Below are 21,348 nucleotides of genomic sequence, written 5' to 3'. Positions count from 1 at the left end.
TTATAAAATATTCTTTTCTACTAATTGTGTCCGAATTTTATCAGCTTTAACAAAATCCTGGGCCGTTTTAGCTTCTTGTCATTCTTCAATTAATGCTCTAATTTCTGGGCTAATCACTGGTAAGGTAAAATTAAAATTTAACAGGTTAAAAATAATATTATAAAAATCACCAACAATTGTTAAATCAAGATTATTATTCCGTAACTGTTGATTAATAATTTTTATCATATCATTAATAATTGATAAAACATTAGGCGTATTCAAATTATTATTTAATTGTTCTAAAGCTTTCGCAACATATTCCCCTTTGACACTTAAATCCCATTTTAAATTATTTGTTGCTAAAAAAAGATTAATAGTTTTTAAAATATTAAAAATTTTTGTCGTTTCTTTTTGGGCAAAAGTAATAACAGTTTCTGTGACATTTAGTGGTTGGGAAAAATTAGTTGAATAAAATAAATAACGTAAAGTTGCAGGGTCATATTGTGCAATAAAATCACGAACTAAAATTGTATTACCCAATGATTTACTCATTTTTTGTTCTTCTAAATTTAGATGACCATTATGAAGTCAAATTTTAGTAATTTCACAATTATTTTTTGCTAAATATTGAATTCGTTCATTTTCATGGTGGGGAAAAACTAAATCGATTCCCCCTAAATGAAAATCAATTGTCTGATGATCAAAAAATTTATCAATTAGTAAGGCACACTCTGTATGTCACCCTGGACGCCCTTTTCCTCATGGCGAATCAAATAAAATTCCAACGCTTGTTTTTTTTCACAACGTAAAATCATTAACATTACGTTTGTTTATATCCGCCTCAACTCGTTCCCCTGGATTTAATTCAGCAATCGCTTTATTACCTAATTTACCATATTGTAACGGAAATTGGTCAATTGCAAAATAAACATTGCCATTACTTTCATATGCCGCTCCGCGCGCTACTAAATCGGCAATAAAAGCAATAATTTCATCAACATAATTACTGATTGCTAAATTTTGATTTGGTTTACGGATATTTAAGGCTTTAACATCTTCTTCAAAGGCATTAATATAAAAAGCACTAATTTCTGCTTCTGTCTTGTTTTCAGCAAGCGCTTTGTTAATAATTTTGTCATCAATATCAGTATAATTTTGGATGTAATTAACTTCATACTCTTGAAATTCTAAAACGTTAACTAATAAATCAGCATTAATAACTGCCCGGGCATTTCCTAAATGAATATAATTATAAACTGTTGGACCACAAGCATAAATATTAAATTTTGTTTGGTTAATTTCTTCATTTTTTCGCGTTAACGTATTATAAACTTTCATCTTAGTGCTCCTTAATTATTCAGTCCATACCCAATTTTTTTTAAATGAAATAGTAACATTTGAATATCAGCCGGTGTAATCCCCGAAATTCGATTAGCTTGGCCAATTGAAACTGGTTTAATTTTTTTAAATTTCTCTCTGGCTTCTAAGGCTAAGTTTTCCACTAAGTCATAGTTTAAATCACCAGGAATTTTTTTATTTTCTAATTTAATTGCTTTGGCAACTAACTCTTTTTCTTTATTAATGTAACCTTCAAAACGAATATTAATTAATAAATTTTGTTTTAAAAATGGTTTTAAATTTTTAAGGGCCAAAATTTCTGCTTCTAAATATTTTAAATCAAGATCTGGGCGTTTTAATAACTCATACGCCGTTACTTTTGTTGCGGTAATTTTAATTCCTTGGGCATTTAAATTTTTTACAAAGTCAGAATTAATTGTATAACTTGTTGCTTTTAAAATTTCAATAACTTCTTGCATTTCTGCTAAATTTGCCTGGTATTCTGTTCATTCTGAATCAGACAGTAAGTTAAATTCTTTCCCATAATGTTTTAAGCGTTCTTCGGCATTATCATTGCGTAGTAATAAACGATGTTCAGCACGAGAAGTTAAAAGACGATATGGTTCATCTGTTCCTTTTGTTACTAAATCATCAATTAAAACACCAATATAAGCTTCATCGCGCCGTAAAATAAATGGTGGTCGCCCATCAATACTTAAACTTGCATTAATTCCAGCCATTAAACCTTGGCAAGCTGCTTCTTCATAACCACTTGTCCCATTAATTTGCCCAGCCGTATATAAGTTTTTAATTTTTTTAACCTCTAAAGTATGATGCAATTGTGTTGGCACAACTGCGTCATATTCAATTGCATAAGCTCATTTTAAAACAACAACATTTTCAAAACCAGGTAATGAACGAAGCATTTTATCTTGCACATCAATTGGCATTGATGTTGAAAAGCCCTGAACATAAATGGTATCTAACTGTTTTGACTCTGGTTCTAGGAAAATTTGGTGACGAGGTTTATCGGCAAAACGAGTAATTTTATCTTCAAAACTAGGACAATAACGTGGCCCTGTTCCTTTAATGTTTCCTGAATACATTGCTGAAGCTGTTAAGTTTTCGGCAACAATTTGATGTGTTAACGGGGTTGAATGAATTAATCAACATAATTCTTGCTCTACTAATGGTTTAAATGTTTTTGTTGAATAAGAAAAAGCTAACTCCATTGGACTTCCTGGTTCTTCTGTTGCCTGTGAATAATCAATTGAAGTATTCAAAACCCGTGCCGGAGTTCCAGTTTTTAAACGGAATAAGTTAATCCCTAAAGCTGCTAATTGTCCTGATAAACCAGTTGTTGTTGCTTCTCCATCTGGCCCTTCCGAAATCTTTTTTGATCCTTGTAATACTAATGACTGCATATAAGTTCCCGTTGTTAAAATTACTTTTTTTGCTTTGATAATTGTTCCATCCGCTAATTTAACACCAGAACAAAAATTATTGTCCTCAATAATCAATGAACTAACAGTTCCTTCTTTTACTGTTAAGTTGGGTTGATTTTCAACAACTTGTTGCATATATTTTGAATATTCAATTTTATCAGATTGTGCTCGTAAGGCTCAAACAGCTGGACCCCGTGATGAATTTAATAATTTCATTTGTAAAGCCGTTTGATCTGCTGCTTTCGCCATTTCTCCCCCAATGGCATCAATTTCGCGGACAACAATTCCTTTTGCTGGTCCCCCAATTGAAGGGTTGCAAGGCATTAAAGCAATTTTATTTTTATTTAGCGTTATTAGTAAAGTTTCTTTACCCATTCGGGCAGGTGCTAAAGCTGCTTCAACTCCTGCATGGCCAGCCCCAATAACGATTACATCATATTCCATTTAAACTCCTCCCTATTTATTTAAATTGGCAATTTCGTCTTCAATGTTAAGACGTTGAAAGAGAATTTCCCCTTTTGTAATTTTTTTATTAAAATGAATATTTTTCAGATCATTAATATTATCAAAAGATAATGTTGCTAAATCAATTCCAAATTGATTAGCGATTTTTTGACTAGTGTCAATTAAAATTGGTTGTAGTAAAAAAGCACTAACAACAATTGCATAGGCTAAACTATATAAGGCTGCTTGTAATTCTGCTTGTTGGCCATTTTTTGCCAATTCTCATGGTTTACTAAATTCAATAAAACGATTAGCATTTTGACATAATAATAATACTTTCCCAATTGCTCGTGAAACATTATATTTGTCCATATAAAATTTAAAATTTGTAACTGTAATTTTTATTTCATGAATTAAAGCATTATCAAGATTTTCCACGGCTGGTAAATGCCCGTCAAAATATTTTTCAATCATATTTGTCACGCGTGAAGATAAGTTCCCAATATTATTTGCTAAATTAGTATTATAAGATTCTAAATATAAATCATAAGAAAACTTCCCATCATTATCGGTTGGAATTTCAAAACCTAAATAAAACCTTAGCACATCTCGGCCAAACTTATCAATTAATACTAATGGATCAATTACATTTCCTAATGATTTTGACATTTTTGCATCTTTAAATAAAATTCATCCATGCGATAAAATTTTGTCCGGTTGACGTAATCCTAAACTTTCTAACATACTTGGTCAGTAAATTGTATGAAATCTGGCAATTTCTTTCCCAATAATTTGCAAAATTTCAACATTATCATTATTTCAAAATTTATTAAATAATGTTTCATCTTCTGATAAATAACCTAACGCTGTTAAGTAATTTGACAAGGCATCAATTCAAACATAAACAATATGTTTTGAGTCTTCAATTGTTGGAATTCCTCATGAGAAAGATGTTCTTGTAACTGATAAATCAGTTAAACCGGGGTAAATAAAATTATTAAGCATTTCATTCTTTGTTGCTTCTGGTTCAATAAAACCTTGATGACTATTATAATAATTAACTAAAAAATCACTATATTTTGAAACTTTAAAAAAGTAAGTTTCTTCTTGCACTTTTTTTGGGACATTTTGACAAACTAAACATTGACTATTTTCACTATTTAACTGACTTTCGGTTAAAAATTCTTCACAACTAACACAATAAATCCCTTCATAATGGCCTTTATAAATGTCTCCTTTTTTATATAATTTTGAAAAGATTTTTTGAACTGCTTTTTCATGGTCATAATCAGTTGTTCGAATAAATTTATTATATTCAACCCCTAATTTTTCTCATAAATGTTTAAAATTAGCAATAATCTTTGTTGTAAATTCATATGGAGTAATACCATCTGCTTTTGCTTTTTTTTCAATTTTTTCGCCATGTTCATCACTACCCGTTAAAAAAAATGTTTCATAGCCATCTAACTTCTTATAGCGATTAATAATATCAGCTAAAACAGTTGTATATGAATGACCAATGTGTAAATGCGCACTTGGATAGTAAATTGGGGTTGTGACATAGAATAATTTTTCTGGTTTTGACATCTGGTATTTCCTCCTTTGGAATTTTTGATATTTTAAATTACAATTTCTATTATACCGAGAAATGGTTAATTTAAAAAGAAAGTTTTTAAAAACAACAAATAGAAATTTGTTGTTTTTAAACTGTTACGTCTGATAGTTTTCGTAATGAGATACTCATTAAAGCTTTTTGTAATAAATTTGTCATATGATATAAGATGAAAATAAAATCAATGTCTTTTAACTTATTTCCATATGTATCTTTTAAAAACTTTTTACTTTCTTTTTCTAAAATAACATAATAACTTTTTGTATCAACTTTTTCTTTAAAATAACTATAGGCTAACTCACGAATTGAAGTTAATAACCCACTAATTCGTAATGATAAGGTTTTATAAGAATCAGCTAAAATAATATTTAACTTATTTGTAAAATCAGTTATATCAACAACTCGACCTGAATAGCGTAAATTTTGTAAATGTTCATAAACAATCATAATCGGATTTGTTGAGTCAGTAATTTTTTCGTTATCAATAATTAGTTTTAGTTGATTTTTAATATCTTCATACATCTGTTTTATATTTTGCTGTGACATTGTTTAATATCCTCCAACTCTAATTTTTAATAATTACTTGCGCTATGTTATCATTTTAACATAAAAAAAGACCTTAATATCAAAGGTCTTTTAAAATATTTTTGTTATTTCTTAAAGTGATGCAAAGTGAACAACTGTTCTTACTAATTGTGATACATATGACATTTCATTATCATATCATGCATATACTTTAACTAATTGTTTTCCATCTACTTCAATAATTTTTGTTAATGTTGCATCAAAGATTGAACCATGTGATTCTCCAATAATATCTGATGATACAATTTGTTGTGTGTTGTAACCAAATGTTTCATTAGCTGCGGCTTTCATTGCTGCGTTAATTTCTTCAACTGTTACATTTTTGTTTAATTCAACTGCTAAGTCAACAATTGATCCTGTAATTGTTGGAACACGTAATGCCATTCCATCAAATTTACCTTTTAATTGAGGTAATACTAATGCAACTGCTGCTGCTGCTCCAGTTTTACTTGGAACAATGTTAGAAAAAGCAGCACGAGCACGACGTAAGTCATCATGAGCTAAGTCTAATAATCTTTGGTCATTTGTTACAGCATGAACTGTTGTCATATATCCTTTAACAATTCCAAATTTTTCATCTAAAACTTTTGCCATTGGTGCTAAACAGTTTGTTGTACAACTTGCCCCTGAAATAATTTTGTCATCTTTTGTTAAGATGTTATGGTTTACATTGTAAACAATTGTTTTAATTCCTTCACCTTTTGCTGGTGCTGAAATAGCTACTTTTTTTGCTCCGGCATTAATATGTAATTGAGCAGACTCTTGATCTGTGAATCTTCCTGTTGATTCAATTACAATATCAACTCCTAATTTCCCTCAAGGTAATTGTGTTGGGTCTTTTTCGGCACAAACAATAACTTTTTTCCCATCAACAATAATTGCACCTTCTTCAGCTGAGATTTTTCCTCTCATTCATGATCTTTGTGCTGAGTCTAACTCAAGTAATGTTGCTAATGTTTTAGCGTCTGTTAAATCATTAATTGCTACGATTTCAACATTTTTTTCTTCAAATAATTTTCTGAATACTAAGCGCCCAATACGCCCAAAACCATTAATTGCAATTTTAGTCATTTTAAAACTTCTCCTCTTTCTAAATTCCTACGATAAATAGTCTGTAATATTCATACCATTACAAAAATGGTAATATTGCATACTTATATTGATTTTACAACCAGTCATTTTATTTTGCAAGTTATTTGACTGCTTATCTAAAATTATTATTATCTTTTTCAAAAACCGCTGTTAACGGCGACTTTCACCCAATAGTTCAAATTCTGTTGCTAAGCCCTTAATTCGATCAACAATTCGTAAGGTTTTAATCTTATTAATATTGGGATCCATATTTTCCCCTTTAATATTGGCATAAATTAACAGTAACTGATTAATTGAAAAATTGGAAGTAAAGAAAACTGGTTTTTGACGACTAATTCGGTCATTTAAAATCCGGAATAATAAATCATCACGAACTCAGGGTGAAACTGCTTCCCCCCCAATATCATCTAAAAATAAAACATCAGCTTTTAATAATGTTTGAACTAAAAAAGAATCATCGTTATTAACATTATTAAAAGAATCCTTAATTTTATTAATTAAATTAATAACTGAAATAAAAGCTACTTTAAAATCTTTTTCCGCTAATTTATTGGCAAAACTAATCATTAAATGTGTTTTTCCAACACCTGGATTACCATAAATGTATAATCCTTTTTTACGTTCACCTTTAACAAATTTAACCATTTCAGGAATAATTGGTTGGACATTATGAAAATTATAATCTTTACTAATATCTTTTAGACGTAATTTTAATAACTCCGGAGCAAAATCATAATACAAATAATTATTTTGGACACGATTGAGTTCTTTAAAGGCTAGCATATGATTACATTCAACGCGGGTTAACATTAAAGTACCATTAACAAAGTTGAAATAATATTTATAGCCCTTAAAACTTTGCTGGCATAATTCTAAATTTGGATTTTTATCACAAAAATGATAATTACTTAAATACTCAGCAAATAAATCTGCGTATTTTTGATAATTATCATCACCTTGAAATTTAATTGTTGCCAAATTTTCTAACAACTCAGGGTTGTGATTAATTTGTTCTAACAATGCCGTTTGTTCCATAAAACTCCTATTTTAATTCTTACTCTCTTTTATAAGCTTTCTAATTCATTAATTAAAGTTTTTAAATCAACTTTATTATCCCCTTTATTATTATCACTATTTTGGTATAATTGTTCAAAATCTTGAACGGTTAATTTTCCTTTTTCTCTTCCAACTTTTTTATAATAGTTAACATTAGCACTTTCTTTAATTACTGCTTGTTTTACCCGCCCTTTTTGGGTTTTATTATAAGCGTTACGTAAATGATACATTGCACTTTCGACATTACTAATTTGTAATTGATTAAAAGTATTAGCAATTTTTTCACAATATTTACGCTCGATTCGACAATTATTTTTAAATCAAACATATTCAATTAAGCAATTAACAATCCCTGGTTGTAAATGATATTGAATAATTAAATCACGAATTAAATCAATTTCTAATGGTGTTGGTTTAACATTATCCCTCAATAATGTTAAGTACTCAATTGGATCAATTGAAGTCATTTCACTAATTTTAACTTCCATCATATTAGATGGTGCAATAGTATTATCGATTGTTACAACTAAATTCAATTGCTCTCCTTCTAAATGTTTTTTTAACACAATTTTTTGATAAGCATCTGATAATAAATTAGTAAATTTATCATAATTAAAAATTCGTTGGTTTAATTGGACTTCAATACTTTTATAAATATAGTTAGCAATATCTTTTGTTAAAATCCCATAGTAATTTGCCAATTGAATAATTTTTTCACGGTAAGGTAAATAAAGTTTATTATTAGCATTTTTCCCTAATAAATATTTATCAATATAAAGAAAATCTAAGGTCACATTTAAATTATTTGCAATAGGATTTGGATTTGATGGAGCGGCTAAGAATTTATTTTTTAACCGTTTAAACTTATCTTCCCCAATTTTATTAATTAAAAAATCAGATAAAACAGCATTTTCAAAGAAAGCTGAGGCAGACACTGGTAATTGTGGTTTTAAAATAATACTTCTTTCTTTACTTCGTCTGCTAATTTTTAACAAACCAATTGTTGCTAATTTATCTTTTGCTGCTTCTAACTCTTGTTCACTTAACTGTAAAATTGTTAAAAAATCATCAATTTCATATTTTGTATTGAACTCCAATTTGATGCCGTTAGCTGAAAATAGCAAATACAAAGATAAAGCTCTGTGGCCAATAATTGGTTGATATAAATATAATAATATTAAACGGTCATCATTACTTAAATTATAATCATATTTAATTAAATATTTTACTTCCTGCTCCATTGCCTTAGTTCTCCTCAAATAATTCTTTTGCTGTTTTTACTACGTCCATCCCTAATCTTCCTAATATTACAAGTAAACAACTTTATAGTAAATAAAAAAAGAATAAATCAGATTATTCTTTTAGTTATCCACAAAATAATTTTATTTTTTGCCATTAATAGCAAGAATTTTAATAGTTTTCCACATATAAACAACTTTTTTTAATTTACTATTGGGTATTTATTGTCTCTTGTTCGCTTAAAATAAAGTTCACCATGCTTTGTACACCATAATAACATATTATTTTTAGCTGTAATTAATTTATAAAGTAAACTAAAAGTTCCTAATGCTAAGGGAATATAAATTAGCATTTCAATTGGAAACTTAATTAATTTAACAATAAAAGCACTCCCCACAACAACACTATTTCAACCAATTGAATATAATCATAAGGTATTTAGTCCAAAAGAAATGACCATAAAGGTTAAAGTATAGAAAATAATCGCATTTAAATACCATAGTTTTTTGGCTTGGAATAGAAAAGCCAAGCTACCAACAAAACCATATAATACTAAATTTAAGGTAAATCCTCCATGATAACTTCCCGCAATATTAATCATGCTCCCTAGTAAATCAGTGGCAATACCACTTAAAACCCCTAAAAAAGGGCCAAATAGCATTCCAACAACAAAAATTAAAAAATTCCCCAAGGCTAAACGAATCCCCCCAAACCCAAAAAATGGCACACTATAACTAATTAAATTAGTTAATAAAACGGAGAGGGCAACTAAAAAACTTGTTAGGGTAATTGCTAAAATACTAATTTGCTTAATATTTTTATAGTCCATCCAAACAGCAAGGCCCATTAACAGGGCAATTCCTAATCATGCCCCAATATTTGTTAATAAATATAACATTTTGTTTACATCCTTTCTACATAAAATTTATAAACTAAGGGAATAAAATATAATGATCCACAAACTAAAATATTTTTATTTTTATTTTGCTTTAAAAATTGTTCTCATTTTTTAACTTTATTGTTAAAAACAACATCATCTATTTCTCAAGCCAAGGGATTTTTAAAATTAGTAATATATAATTTTGAACCAAAATGTTCTTTTAAAATTGCTAAAGCGCTCTGAAAATCTTTCTTTTTCGAAGCAGCATATAAAACAACGGTATTTTCTTTATCAAGATGTTCAAGTTCTTCAAACGCTTGAATACACGCTTCAATCCCCTCGACATTATGGGCCCCATCAATAATAAAATAAGGGCTTTTACTTAGAATTGTAAAGCGTCCTAATAATGGTGGGGTTTTAAAAAGATCATAATTAATTGGTAAATTATTATTTTTTAAAAAGGCAATAACTAATCCAACATTAAATTCTTGAAAATAGTTAATAGCATGTTGATATTTTTCGGCAACAGTAATTTTATCACCTGGAACAATTTCTTGAATTGTAGGTAAATATTTTTGACAACTATTGCTAAGATAAACTGGGCATTCTCCCCGTCATATCTTAATTTTTGATAAAGCAATTTCTTCAACAGTTGGTCCTAAGATTTCAGTATGGTCTAAGCTAACAGAAGTTAAGAGAACTCCTCATTGATTTGCAAAAACATTAGTGGCATCTAATTCCCCTCCAATTCCAGCTTCAATTACTGCCACTTCTACTTTTTCGATGATAAAGTAGCGAATCGTCATTAACACTCAAATTTCAAAGAAAGTTAATTGATATTCTTTTGCTTCCCCTTGCACTGCTTTTCATAATTTTTTTAAATTACGATCAGAAATAAAATCATTATTAATTTTAATTCGTTCATTATGCTTTAAAAAAGCTGGCGAAGTTAATAGCCCCACTTTCGGAAAACTGTTCATTAATTGTTTTTGCAAATAGTTAGAAACTGACCCCTTGCCATTTGTTCCAATCACATTAATTACCTTAATTTTATTTTGGGCATTATCATATTTTTCTGCCAATAATTTTTTTAAATTATAAGTTTTACTAAATAAATTACTTTTAAATATTTTTTTCTTAACGTCCATTATTTTTCCTTTATTTGTTTAAAATTAGTTTTAAATACTGACCAGTAAAACTAATATCACTTTTGTTAACAATTTGCTCTGGCGTTCCGGTTGCAACAACAGTTCCCCCGCCGTTACCACCTTCTGGTCCTAAATCGATAATATGGTCTGCTACTTTAATAACATCTAAATTATGTTCAATTACTAAAACGCTATCCCCATTATCAACAATCCGATTTAACACGACTAATAATCGTTTTACATCATCAACGTGTAAACCAGTTGTTGGTTCGTCTAATAAGAATAATGTTTTTCCTGTTGTTCGTTTTAATAAAAAGGTTGATAATTTTACCCGTTGGGCTTCTCCCCCTGATAATTCAGTTGCTGATTGTCCTAATTTAATATAGCCCAAGCCAACTTCTTGCATTGTTAATAATTTTTGATAAATTTTTGGTTGTTTTTCAAAAAATAGGGCTGCTTGATCAACTGTCATTTCTAAAACATCATAAATATTTTTTTCTTTAAATTTAACCATTAATGTTTCATCATTATAACGTTTCCCATCACAAACCTCACAATTAACAAAAACTGTTGGTAAGAAGTGCATTGAGATCTTAATAATTCCATCGCCTTGACAGTTTTCACATCTTCCCCCAGGAACATTAAATGAGAAACGCCCTTTTAAATAACCTCGGGCCTTTGCTTCATTTGTTCCCGCAAATAAATCCCGGATGTCATCAAAAACCGAAGTATATGTTGCTGGGTTACTACGTGGTGTTTTACCAATCGGGTCTTGGGAAATATTAATAACTTTATCAATATTATCAATTCCAACTATCTTATCATACGCTCCCGGTCGTTCTGTTGCTAATCCTAAATTCTTCTTAATTCCTTTTCAGATTATTTCATGCATTAATGTTGATTTTCCACTTCCTGATACACCAGTTAAACAAACCAATTTGTTTAATGGAATTGTTACATTAATATTTTTAAGATTATTTTCACGCGCCCCTTTAACTTCTAATGTTAAGCCATTACCCCCACGGTGTGTTTTTGGAACGACAATCTCCAACTCTCCAGTTAAATATTTTCCGGTGATCGAATTAGGATTTTGCATAATATCTTCTAGTTGCCCATAAGCGACAACTTCCCCACCATTAATACCAGCACGTGGACCAATATCAATAATATAATCACTTGCCCGAATTGTATCTTCATCATGTTCAACAACAATTAAAGTATTACCTAAATCTCGTAAGCTTTTTAGTGTTTCAATTAGTTTGTCATTATCACGCTGGTGTAAACCAATTGATGGTTCATCTAAGACATATAAAACTCCTGTTAATTGACTCCCAATTTGGGTTGCCAAACGAATCCGTTGGGCTTCTCCCCCTGATAAAGTGGCAGCACTACGAGCGAGTGTTAAATATCCTAAACCAACGCGCGATAAAAAATCAAGGCGATTAACCAATTCATTAACGATTAACTTAGCAATTTCTTGTTGATATTCGGTTAAGCGTAAATTTAAAACTTGTGATAATTCTTCTTCCACAGATAAGTTAGTAAAATCAGAAATACTTAAATCATTAATCTTAACAGCTAACGGAATTTCATTTAATCGTTGGCCATGACAAGTTGTACATTTTCGGTCTGACATAAACTGTTTATAATATTCGCGTGCTGATTCACTTGTTGTTTCAGTGTAGCGTCGTTCAATTAACTGACCAATTCCTTCAATATAATCATAACCTCGCATAATGTTACCACTTGCCGTTTTAAAATTATAATCAACTGTTTCATCACTTCCCCGTAGTAAATAATTTAACTGCGTTTTTGTTAAATCACTAATTGGTAAATCCAAGGGGATATGATAATGATTAGCTAAGACAGTAAATTTCTGTCATTCAATATTAGTAGTATTAATAATATTTTTTAAATAAACTATTCCCCCTTGTAAAACACTCAGGTTTGGATTAGGAATTAACAGTTCTTCATCAACTTCTAATTTAATTCCTAATCCCTTACAATCAGGACAAGCCCCATTTGGCGAGTTAAATGAAAATAGCCGTGGTTCTAATTCCGGGATAACAAAACCACAAATACTACATGCATAGTTTGTTGAGAACAACGCCTCTTTGTCTTGTTCTTGAAAAGCAATTTTGACTAAACCATTACCATATTTTAAAGCAATTTCAATCGCGTCATGAATCCGACTGATAATTTCTTCATTATTATGAAAAATAATTCGATCAATAACAATATCAATATTTTGGCGCTTATTTTTATCTAATTCAATATCTTCATCTAAATTACGTAATTCACCATTGATGTTTACACGAATAAAACTTTCTTGACGTAACTTTAAAAATAACTCTTTAAAACTACCTTTTTTATCACGAATAACCGGTGATAAAATCATAAATTTTTCATCTTCTTTTAGTTGCTGTTTTAAATTATTAATAATTTCTTTAATTGAAACTGATTTAATTACCCCATGACCGTTGATACAATAAGGGACTCCTACTCGGGCATATAATAAACGTAAATAATCATAAATTTCTGTTACTGTTCCAACTGTACTTCGGGGATTATTACTTGTAGTTTTTTGATCAATTGAAATTGCCGGTGATAATCCTTCAATCGCATCAACATCAGGTTTTTCATTGCCCCCTAAAAATTGACGAGCGTAACTAGAAAGACTTTCAATATAACGGCGACGACCTTCAGCATAAATTGTATTAAAAGCTAGTGATGATTTACCACTACCTGATAATCCAGTAAAAACTACTAATTTATCCTTTGGAATTTCAACATTAATATTTTTAAGATTATTTTCCCGGGCACCTTTAACAATAATTCAATCCTTTGCCATTTTTAACTCCTCATTTTTCTAGTTTTGCCTAACTATTATTATTGTATCTTTAATTTTATCTTATATTAAAAAAAAGTCTAATACAAATTGATTAGACTTACATTAAATTAGTTTAGTTCAACAAAAAATTCGCTTACTTTTGTATCAACATAATGGTTGTATTCTTTTACTAGATCTTCGCAACCTTCTAGGAAGAACAGAATTTTCATAATTTTTGTCTTTAATTCTGCTAATTCTTCATCTGAACTAAAACTTTCAATAAAATAAATTTCTACTAACTGCTCAGCAATTTCTTCATCTGCTACTGCTTGTTCATAATAATTGTTGTAATTTGCTTCATTAATAACTTCACCTAAGAAATCCCTGAAAATTACATCATCATTAATTTTTTCTTTAATTTGTAATAGCAATTCTTTTAATTCTGGTTTCATATGACCCTCCTACTTTATTGCACTATAGATACATTTTACTATAAAAATCGCAATCTACCTAAAAATTTGATTATAATTTGTTAAATACTCTTCCCGAGCTTTTTCGATCACAGTTAATAACTGCATTAAACTCTCAAACTTTAAATTATAAGGTTTTTTATCAGTAACAGTTATTTTTAATAATTGAATCGCAATTATCTGTAATCGAACAGCTAATTCTTGATTATCTAAACATTCAAAAACGGTAAAGTAAGCTTTTTGTAAATTTGAATTAGCTACTTTCGCAATAAACTCATCGCCACTTAACTTTGTTCGATATTTTGTTGCTAAATACTGTAATCGTTCATATTCTTCATCAAAAAAATTATGTTCAATATAGAAGTCAATTTCTTCTTCATATTCATCTTGATTACGTTTTTCACGAAAATTAAACTTCTTTCGTTGATGACCAGTAGTATAGCCTTTCCCGAGTAAATTACCAAAGTTTGTCGTTAAATCGACGTTTTCTTCTAACTTTGCTTTTAAGACAAATAAAAATCTTAAAGCATAGCTAGCAAAAATCATATTTTGTTTATCATCAAAATCATATTGTTTAATAATTTCAAGACAACTTAAAATATGTTCTTGGAAACTTTGTGAAGCATACTTATTATAAAGATGGTTTAATTCTTGGACTAATTCTGTTTTAATTTCCACTATTAACTCTCCAATCTTCTACTCTAATTTTATCTTTTTTTTATTTTATTGTCATTAAAATAAACATTTTTTGTCGCTAAAAAGTTTTCTTTCTCTGAACGAGTTAATTGCTTAAACTGATACTCACGCTGCATCGCTAATGATTTTGTTGGATAACTTTCTGAATAAATTAGTTGCAGTGGTTGACGCGTTTTGATTCTTGTATATTTTGCCCCTTGACCATTGCTATGGGCTAAAAACCGTTTTTCTAAATCAACGGTATAGCCAGCGTACAATGTATTATCGGCACAGTGTAAAACATAAAAATAAAATTTTTCTGCCATATTTAAATTAATTTTTCAAAATCTAAAACACGATCAGCTCAATTTGTACTGAAATTAATATCATGGGTTGTAATTAAAACAGTCCCTGGAAAAGCTTTAATTGCTTCTAATAACGCTTCTTTTGCTAAAACATCAATGTGGTTTGTTGGTTCATCTAGAATCAAGAGACTACATGGTTGTAATGATAATGCCGCCAAGCGAACTTTTGTTTGTTCACCACCTGATAACTGTTCCATTTTATTCTGCATTAAAGTATTTTTTACCCCAAAATTAGCAATTGTACTACGAACTTTACCCTCTTCCATATCAGGATAAATATTTTTAAGATATTCAATTGGGGTAAAGTCATTAACATTATCGATTTGATGAAAATAGGCAATTGAAACATTATTACCAAGCTCAAACTCCCCTGACAAAGGAGGAATAACACCAGCAATTGTATTTAAAAAAGTTGTTTTTCCAATTCCGTTATATCCCCGGACAATACATTTTTCCCCATCACGAATTTTAAATGTTAAAGGATCAATTAAAGGAAAACTATAACCAATTGCTAAATTGTTTGCACTAATAATTACTGTACTTGAAGGTTTTTTATATTTGAAACTAAATTTTGGTTTAGCCAAGGTTTGCTGTTTATCAAGCACCTCAATTTTTTCTAATTGTTTTTGTCGGGATTGGGCACTTTTTGCTGTTGATGCACGAGCCGCATTTTTTGCAACATAAGTTTCTAATTTTTTAATTAACTTTGTTTGGGCTTGTTGGCTTTTAGCATACTGGTCCTGTTTTAATTCACTTAATTCTAAATACTTATTATAATCCCCAACATAACGATTAATCTCTAAATTTTCAACAGCATAAATTATGCGGGCTGTTTTATTAATAAAATCAATATCATGTGATACTAATAAGTAGGCATTTTCATAATTTTGTAAAAACTTGGCTAGTCATTCAACTTGTTCAATATCTAAAAAGTTTGTTGGTTCATCTAATAATAGAAAATCATTTTTTGACAACAATAGTTTTGCTAAAATTATTTTACCGCGTTGGCCACCCGATAAGGTTGCTAATTTACGTTCTAAATGTTCAGGATCAATTCCTAACCCGTCAACTAAACTACGAATTTTTTTATCAATAATATCAAAATCATTTTGGTCTAAAAATTCTTGTAGTTTTAATGCTCTGACCAATAAATCTTCATCATATTCAACACTCATTTGCTCATATAAATCATGAATCTTTTTTTCAATATCAAATAAATCTTGATATGTTAATTTTAAAAATTGATCAACTGTTAAATTTCCATCAATTTCTTGATGCTGATCTAAATAACCAATTTTTGCTTTGGGATGAATTTCAATTTCCCCTTGATCGGGATTAATTTTTCCAGCAATGATATTTAACAATGTTGTTTTTCCAGCCCCATTCGCTCCAACTAGGGCAATATGCTCCCCTTTATTAATTTTAACTGCTGAATTTTTATATAATTGTTTCCCTCCATTTGCGTGACTTAAATTTTCTATATTAATTAAACTCATTATTCCTCCAATAATATTTTGCTAATAATTTTATACCATTATTAATTATACCGATTTTATTAAAAACTACCAATATATTATTTAATTCACTTTAAATAAAATATTGGTAGTTGCAAAATATATTAAGCAATGCATTTTATAAATAGGAAAAACTAAAAAACATCTGATAAAAAATTATTTTAATCACCATGTAACTGATAAAGCCGAGAGTCTGTTGCTGCTGCTAAAATGCTACCATTATCTAAAGTAAGCAAAGCAAAAATATTACCTTCAATTCTAATTTTATCTTTTACCTTATTGCGTATTTGCCCATCTAAATCTAGTTGGTAAACCTCTTCACTCCCTCCAACTAAAATAGTCATTTCATTAATTTGAGTAATTGAGTAAACCCTGTCTGAAAAATTTTGATCAATTGGTTGTATTATTTTCTCATTAATTCTACCATCAAAATTTAAACTATAGATTGACTCAGGCGTTAAAACAAAAATTGATTTATTTTTTAATTCAATAATTTGTAGAAGCTGCCCATCAAATTCTGTTCCTTCAACTTGATCTATTTTTTTAATTATTTCTCCTGTAGAATTTATTTCGTAGACACTCTTTGCAGTTATTGTTAAGATTCTATTATCGCTTAATTTAATAATACCGGCAACATCGCCATCAAATTCTAGCCCTTCTGGTTGATTAACTTTTTCCCTTATTGATCCATCAAAATTAAGTTTATAGATAGTTTTGCCATCTGCAGTTAAAATATTATCATCATCTATTTTAGCAATTGTATAAATATTACCTGAAATATCTGGTAATCTTATTATTTTTTTGATTTCCCCATTATTACTTAATTGATAAATTTCCCTAAAACCTCCCCCTAAAATTGTTTGACTGTCTACTCTTACGAGGCTAGTAAGAAAACCATTATTTAATACTTTATCTGATTTATTTTTAACTGTTCCTACATTTAAATTAAAAACACGATAATTTAAAATAAAACTAAGATTATCATTAATATAATATTCACTATCTTCTTTTACTTTAACAACAATTTCATTTTTTTCAAAAATAGAATTAATTATTTCAATCTCTTCTACAATTAAATTTGGATTTTTTCTTTTTGCTGCTTGTAAAATAGTTGGAGATTTTACATTTTTAATATCACCTAAATTATATTCAACTAAATCCTGACCGAGCATCTTTTTGCCAGTAGTACTAAAGTAAACAGTTAATTGATCATCATCAAGATAAATAATATTATTTTTTTTAGCTACTAAATCTGCTTTTAATATTTTTTCATCTTTATCAATATATTTTATATTTTGAACATTGACTCCTGATTTTATAAAATCTTTATTTTCTAATTTAACTTCCGACAAAATTGTATCTTCGCTTATATTATCTAAGTCTAAATAGAAATTTTGAATTTTAACATCTGTTTTTATTGTGATTTTTTTTGGACTAAATAAAACTTTAGCAAATGTATTATACTGATAAATTCGACTAGCTGATTTAACATAAATAAGCGCACTATTAGCTGTAATTTCTTTAACTAATAAATCTTTAATTTCTAATTTATTATTTTTTTTCTTTGCAGCTAATAAAATAGTTTGCTCTTTATTATCATCTAAAGATTCTAACTGATCATTAATTAAATGATCTTCTAATCTAATTTTGGATGAATCAAAAATTGGAGGTTCTAAATTTGAAATCCCTAAAAAATACCACCCTAAAAAACCACCAAGACTTCCTATTAATAAAATAAATATTAAACCAAAAATAATAAACAACTTGCGCATCTTGGTCATTTGAATCAAATGTTGACGGTTAATTCAACTAATTTGAGAATTTATTTTATTTAAATCTCCTTTATTAGTAACACCATGCGTTTTTGATGGCAACGATGGAATATTTATTAAATTACTATAATTACGGATTTTTTCAATTGTATCTTGTGATAAAATAATTGTATTATCTATCAAACTAATCTTGGGTGAGCCATCACCATTATATAAAGAGTCTTTTCAAAAAAAAGCATATGAATCATTTTTACAAAAAATAAAAGCTAATGGAATAACACCATTGTCCTCATTAATATTTCGACTTTTATCAACACGACAAAAAAATACTTCTAATTCAGCCAAAGTTTTAGTTGAATTCTTCCTAGCCAAATTAATAATTTTTTTAAACTTTTGTTGGCAATTACTACACATACCAGAATAAAAATTTTGAGCTTTATTTTCCATATTTAATTTTCCTCCAAAACAATACTAGTATAAAATACTAGTTAATTTTATCGAAAAAAATGTCGCAAGTCAATTAACTTAATTATTCCCAAAATTAATTTAGTTATTACAATAAAAAAATAGTAAGAATTAAAGATAATTCTTACTATTAAGCATAACTATAAATTAATTTTAACTTATTGAGCTCAAACCCCAACAATAATAGTTGGAATTGGTTGAATTAATTGAATTTCAACCCCATTGCCTTGATCATATGAGGGAATATCTCAAATATATCATTGGGCAATTAAAATTGCAGCTATAATCCCAGCAAATGGAATTCCTAACTCACTCAAAATGGCTCCAACAGCGCCAACGCCAGCGCCTAAGGCGTTTTGAATATAATTTAAAGTACTATGATTTAAAAACAAATTTGAATAAGCAAAATAATATTTAAAATCATTTTTCCCATCTTTTAAATTATTATTTGTTTTAGCAATTGGTTTTTCAGTTTGATAAAAACTTTTTGCACTAATTTCGTGCACCAATTGGTTAATTTCATCTTGATGTTGTTCAACAATTTTATTTTGGTTAACTTCGGTTGTTTTATTAACAACAACTGCTGAAATTGTTGTTGCTGTCAAAAGTCCCGTACTTAAATAAACTAGTAATTTTTTCATAATATATCCTTCTTTCTGTTGCTTGATAATATTTAAAAAATTAATTTAGTTTCATTCATGGGACCTGACACCTTCTTTTTACTCTTTTTAGAAAAAAATGCAAGGGCTTTTAAAAAATAAAAATAGAATTTAACAATTCTATTTTTTACCTCATTTTAATTATTTTACTAATCCTAAAAATGATGTTGGGTCTAAACTAGCTCCCCCAACTAAAGCTCCATCAATATCTGGTTGGGCTAATAATTCCTTAATATTTTCTGGTTTAACACTACCTCCATATTGGATTCTAATTGTGTTAGCCACAACTTCATCATAAATATTAGCAATTTCTTGACGAATAATTGCACAAACATCTTGGGCGATTTGCGCTGTCGCAGTTTTTCCAGTTCCGATTGCTCAAATTGGTTCATATGCAATTATAACTGTTTTTGCATCTTCCAAATTAACACCTTTAAAAGCTTTTTGAATTTGTGTTTTAACAACCATTGCTGTTTCATTATTTTCATATTGTCCTAAACTTTCTCCACAGCATAAAATTGGTGTTAATCCTTTTGCTAATAATTTCAACATTTTCTTGTTAACTGTTTCATCTGTTTCATTGAACATTTCACGACGTTCTGAGTGACCGATTACAACATGAGTAATTCCCAAATCTTGTAACATATCTACTGAGATTTCTCCTGTAAAAGCTCCTTGGTCTTCAAAATGACAGTTTTGAGCTGCAATAATTAAATTTTTTGCATGTTGTTTTGCTAATCCTAAATTAACAAAAGGGACAGCCACCCCAGCTTCAACTTCTAATTGTTGACATGCTCCATCAACAGCATTTAAGAAACTTACTGTTTCATCACTAGTTTTAAACATTTTTCAATTTCCAATAATAATTGGTTTACGCATCATTAAATCCTCCATTTTCTTTACCTTATTATTATACACATCTTCACACAAAAACTTAATTAGTATTGAAAGATTAAATTAATAGAATGTTAATAAATTATCTTATATTAAAAAACACATGAAATTTTTTCATGTGTTTTTTAATAATTAAATTTTTATAGACCTACTATAAAACCACTACCTGTATTAATTGTGTGATTTGCTGTTGAAAATGATGCTCTAACATCAACCTGTATTCCGATAACTACTTGTAGATAGTAACTAGAATTTTCATAATAATATGTAAATCCTATTCATGCCATTGATTCACAAGTAGCTCAACCATCTGTTTGTTTTTGGTAGTTAAATTTATATGGGCGATAATTGCTAAGATCATCTGAATCTGTTAATTTTTTATTAAATAGATTACTTTTAAAATTACTTAGTGATAAATCACTCAATAAACCACCATTATTAGTATGTTGATCTCCACCCCAATGAAGGCTATCACTTGAACTTGATGATCAACTAAAAGATTGCACTTTTGTTGGATTAAAATCTACTTTAAATGTTCAATAATAATCATTATGTTCATAGCCAGACGCTGATTTAGAAGCACTAATAGTATCTTCTAAAGGAACATTATATTGACTTTTTACAGAATCTTTAATGATACTATTTGCAGCAAGTGGCGATGCTGCGGTAATTCCTAGAACCGAAGTTCCAATTAACGATAGTAAATTTTTCATATAAAATTACCTTTCCTTCTAACCCGCCCAAAACCCTACCTAATTATTAATAAATAATTGATAGTTATTAAAAAATAAGATTTTTTTAATTAACATAAGTTTTAAAATGAAAAATGAAAAAATAATAACAATAACTTAAAATTACTTTTAGCTTGTCATTAGTTTTTCAT

The 21,348-nt window shown here is 28.8% G+C and carries 18 protein-coding genes; all 18 read right to left on the bottom strand.

Going from position 1 to position 21,348, the window contains the following annotated elements; genetic code table 4:
* A complete protein-coding gene (cysS, locus tag SSYRP_RS00830; RefSeq protein WP_016340423.1) occupies positions 1 to 1,320 on the bottom strand; it encodes a cysteine--tRNA ligase in 1,320 nt (439 codons plus the stop codon).
* An 11-nt stretch (positions 1,321 to 1,331) separates the two neighbouring features.
* Complete coding sequence (mnmG, locus tag SSYRP_RS00825) at positions 1,332 to 3,209, bottom strand: tRNA uridine-5-carboxymethylaminomethyl(34) synthesis enzyme MnmG (protein ID WP_016340422.1); 1,878 nt, start codon at positions 3,207 to 3,209, stop codon at positions 1,332 to 1,334.
* Positions 3,210 to 3,221: 12 nt separating this feature from the next.
* Positions 3,222 to 4,832, bottom strand: a complete 1,611-nt coding sequence (gene metG / locus SSYRP_RS00820; RefSeq protein WP_269077139.1) for a methionine--tRNA ligase — start codon at positions 4,830 to 4,832, stop codon at positions 3,222 to 3,224.
* Between the two features lie 79 nt (positions 4,833 to 4,911).
* Positions 4,912 to 5,367, bottom strand: coding sequence for a hypothetical protein (locus tag SSYRP_RS00815; RefSeq protein ID WP_016340420.1), 456 nt, complete (start codon positions 5,365 to 5,367; stop codon positions 4,912 to 4,914).
* A gap of 111 nt (positions 5,368 to 5,478) precedes the next feature.
* Positions 5,479 to 6,477 carry a type I glyceraldehyde-3-phosphate dehydrogenase gene (gene gap, locus SSYRP_RS00810; protein WP_016340419.1) on the bottom strand — a complete coding sequence of 333 codons (999 nt, stop codon included), beginning with the start codon at positions 6,475 to 6,477 and terminating at the stop codon, positions 5,479 to 5,481.
* A 171-nt stretch (positions 6,478 to 6,648) separates the two neighbouring features.
* The gene (locus tag SSYRP_RS00805) at positions 6,649 to 7,533 is read right to left on the bottom strand and encodes an ATP-binding protein (RefSeq protein WP_016340418.1); all 885 of its coding nucleotides are present in this window, start codon (positions 7,531 to 7,533) and stop codon (positions 6,649 to 6,651) included.
* A 29-nt stretch (positions 7,534 to 7,562) separates the two neighbouring features.
* On the bottom strand, positions 7,563 to 8,795 hold the full coding sequence (locus SSYRP_RS00800; protein WP_016340417.1) for a DnaD domain protein: 1,233 nt from the start codon (positions 8,793 to 8,795) through the stop codon (positions 7,563 to 7,565).
* A gap of 200 nt (positions 8,796 to 8,995) precedes the next feature.
* The gene (locus tag SSYRP_RS00795) at positions 8,996 to 9,691 is read right to left on the bottom strand and encodes a folate family ECF transporter S component (RefSeq protein WP_016340416.1); all 696 of its coding nucleotides are present in this window, start codon (positions 9,689 to 9,691) and stop codon (positions 8,996 to 8,998) included.
* 5 nt (positions 9,692 to 9,696) lie between these two features.
* Positions 9,697 to 10,821 (bottom strand): bifunctional folylpolyglutamate synthase/dihydrofolate synthase, encoded by a 1,125-nt coding sequence (locus SSYRP_RS00790; RefSeq protein ID WP_016340415.1) that lies wholly within the window; start codon positions 10,819 to 10,821, stop codon positions 9,697 to 9,699.
* A 10-nt stretch (positions 10,822 to 10,831) separates the two neighbouring features.
* A complete protein-coding gene (uvrA, locus tag SSYRP_RS00785) occupies positions 10,832 to 13,672 on the bottom strand; it encodes an excinuclease ABC subunit UvrA (protein WP_016340414.1) in 2,841 nt (946 codons plus the stop codon).
* Positions 13,673 to 13,779: 107 nt separating this feature from the next.
* A complete protein-coding gene (locus SSYRP_RS00780) occupies positions 13,780 to 14,103 on the bottom strand; it encodes a hypothetical protein (protein WP_016340413.1) in 324 nt (107 codons plus the stop codon).
* Between the two features lie 54 nt (positions 14,104 to 14,157).
* The gene (locus tag SSYRP_RS00775; protein WP_016340412.1) at positions 14,158 to 14,799 is read right to left on the bottom strand and encodes a hypothetical protein; all 642 of its coding nucleotides are present in this window, start codon (positions 14,797 to 14,799) and stop codon (positions 14,158 to 14,160) included.
* Positions 14,800 to 14,828: 29 nt separating this feature from the next.
* On the bottom strand, positions 14,829 to 15,122 hold the full coding sequence (locus SSYRP_RS00770; protein ID WP_016340411.1) for a GIY-YIG nuclease family protein: 294 nt from the start codon (positions 15,120 to 15,122) through the stop codon (positions 14,829 to 14,831).
* A 2-nt stretch (positions 15,123 to 15,124) separates the two neighbouring features.
* Complete coding sequence (locus SSYRP_RS00765; protein ID WP_016340410.1) at positions 15,125 to 16,657, bottom strand: ABC-F family ATP-binding cassette domain-containing protein; 1,533 nt, start codon at positions 16,655 to 16,657, stop codon at positions 15,125 to 15,127.
* A gap of 179 nt (positions 16,658 to 16,836) precedes the next feature.
* Positions 16,837 to 18,894 carry a hypothetical protein gene (locus SSYRP_RS00760; RefSeq protein ID WP_016340409.1) on the bottom strand — a complete coding sequence of 686 codons (2,058 nt, stop codon included), beginning with the start codon at positions 18,892 to 18,894 and terminating at the stop codon, positions 16,837 to 16,839.
* A 176-nt stretch (positions 18,895 to 19,070) separates the two neighbouring features.
* Complete coding sequence (locus SSYRP_RS00755) at positions 19,071 to 19,553, bottom strand: hypothetical protein (RefSeq protein ID WP_016340408.1); 483 nt, start codon at positions 19,551 to 19,553, stop codon at positions 19,071 to 19,073.
* A 159-nt stretch (positions 19,554 to 19,712) separates the two neighbouring features.
* On the bottom strand, positions 19,713 to 20,450 hold the full coding sequence (tpiA, locus tag SSYRP_RS00750; protein ID WP_016340407.1) for a triose-phosphate isomerase: 738 nt from the start codon (positions 20,448 to 20,450) through the stop codon (positions 19,713 to 19,715).
* 155 nt (positions 20,451 to 20,605) lie between these two features.
* On the bottom strand, positions 20,606 to 21,178 hold the full coding sequence (locus SSYRP_RS00745; protein ID WP_016340406.1) for a hypothetical protein: 573 nt from the start codon (positions 21,176 to 21,178) through the stop codon (positions 20,606 to 20,608).
* Between the last annotated feature and the right edge of the window lie 170 nt (positions 21,179 to 21,348).

This window comes from Spiroplasma syrphidicola EA-1 (genome assembly GCF_000400955.1).
GTDB lineage: Bacteria > Bacillota_I > Bacilli_A > Mycoplasmatales > Mycoplasmataceae > Spiroplasma > Spiroplasma syrphidicola.
The sequence above is the reverse complement of the archived record's forward strand: the minus strand, read 5'-3'. Positions and strand labels throughout refer to the sequence as shown.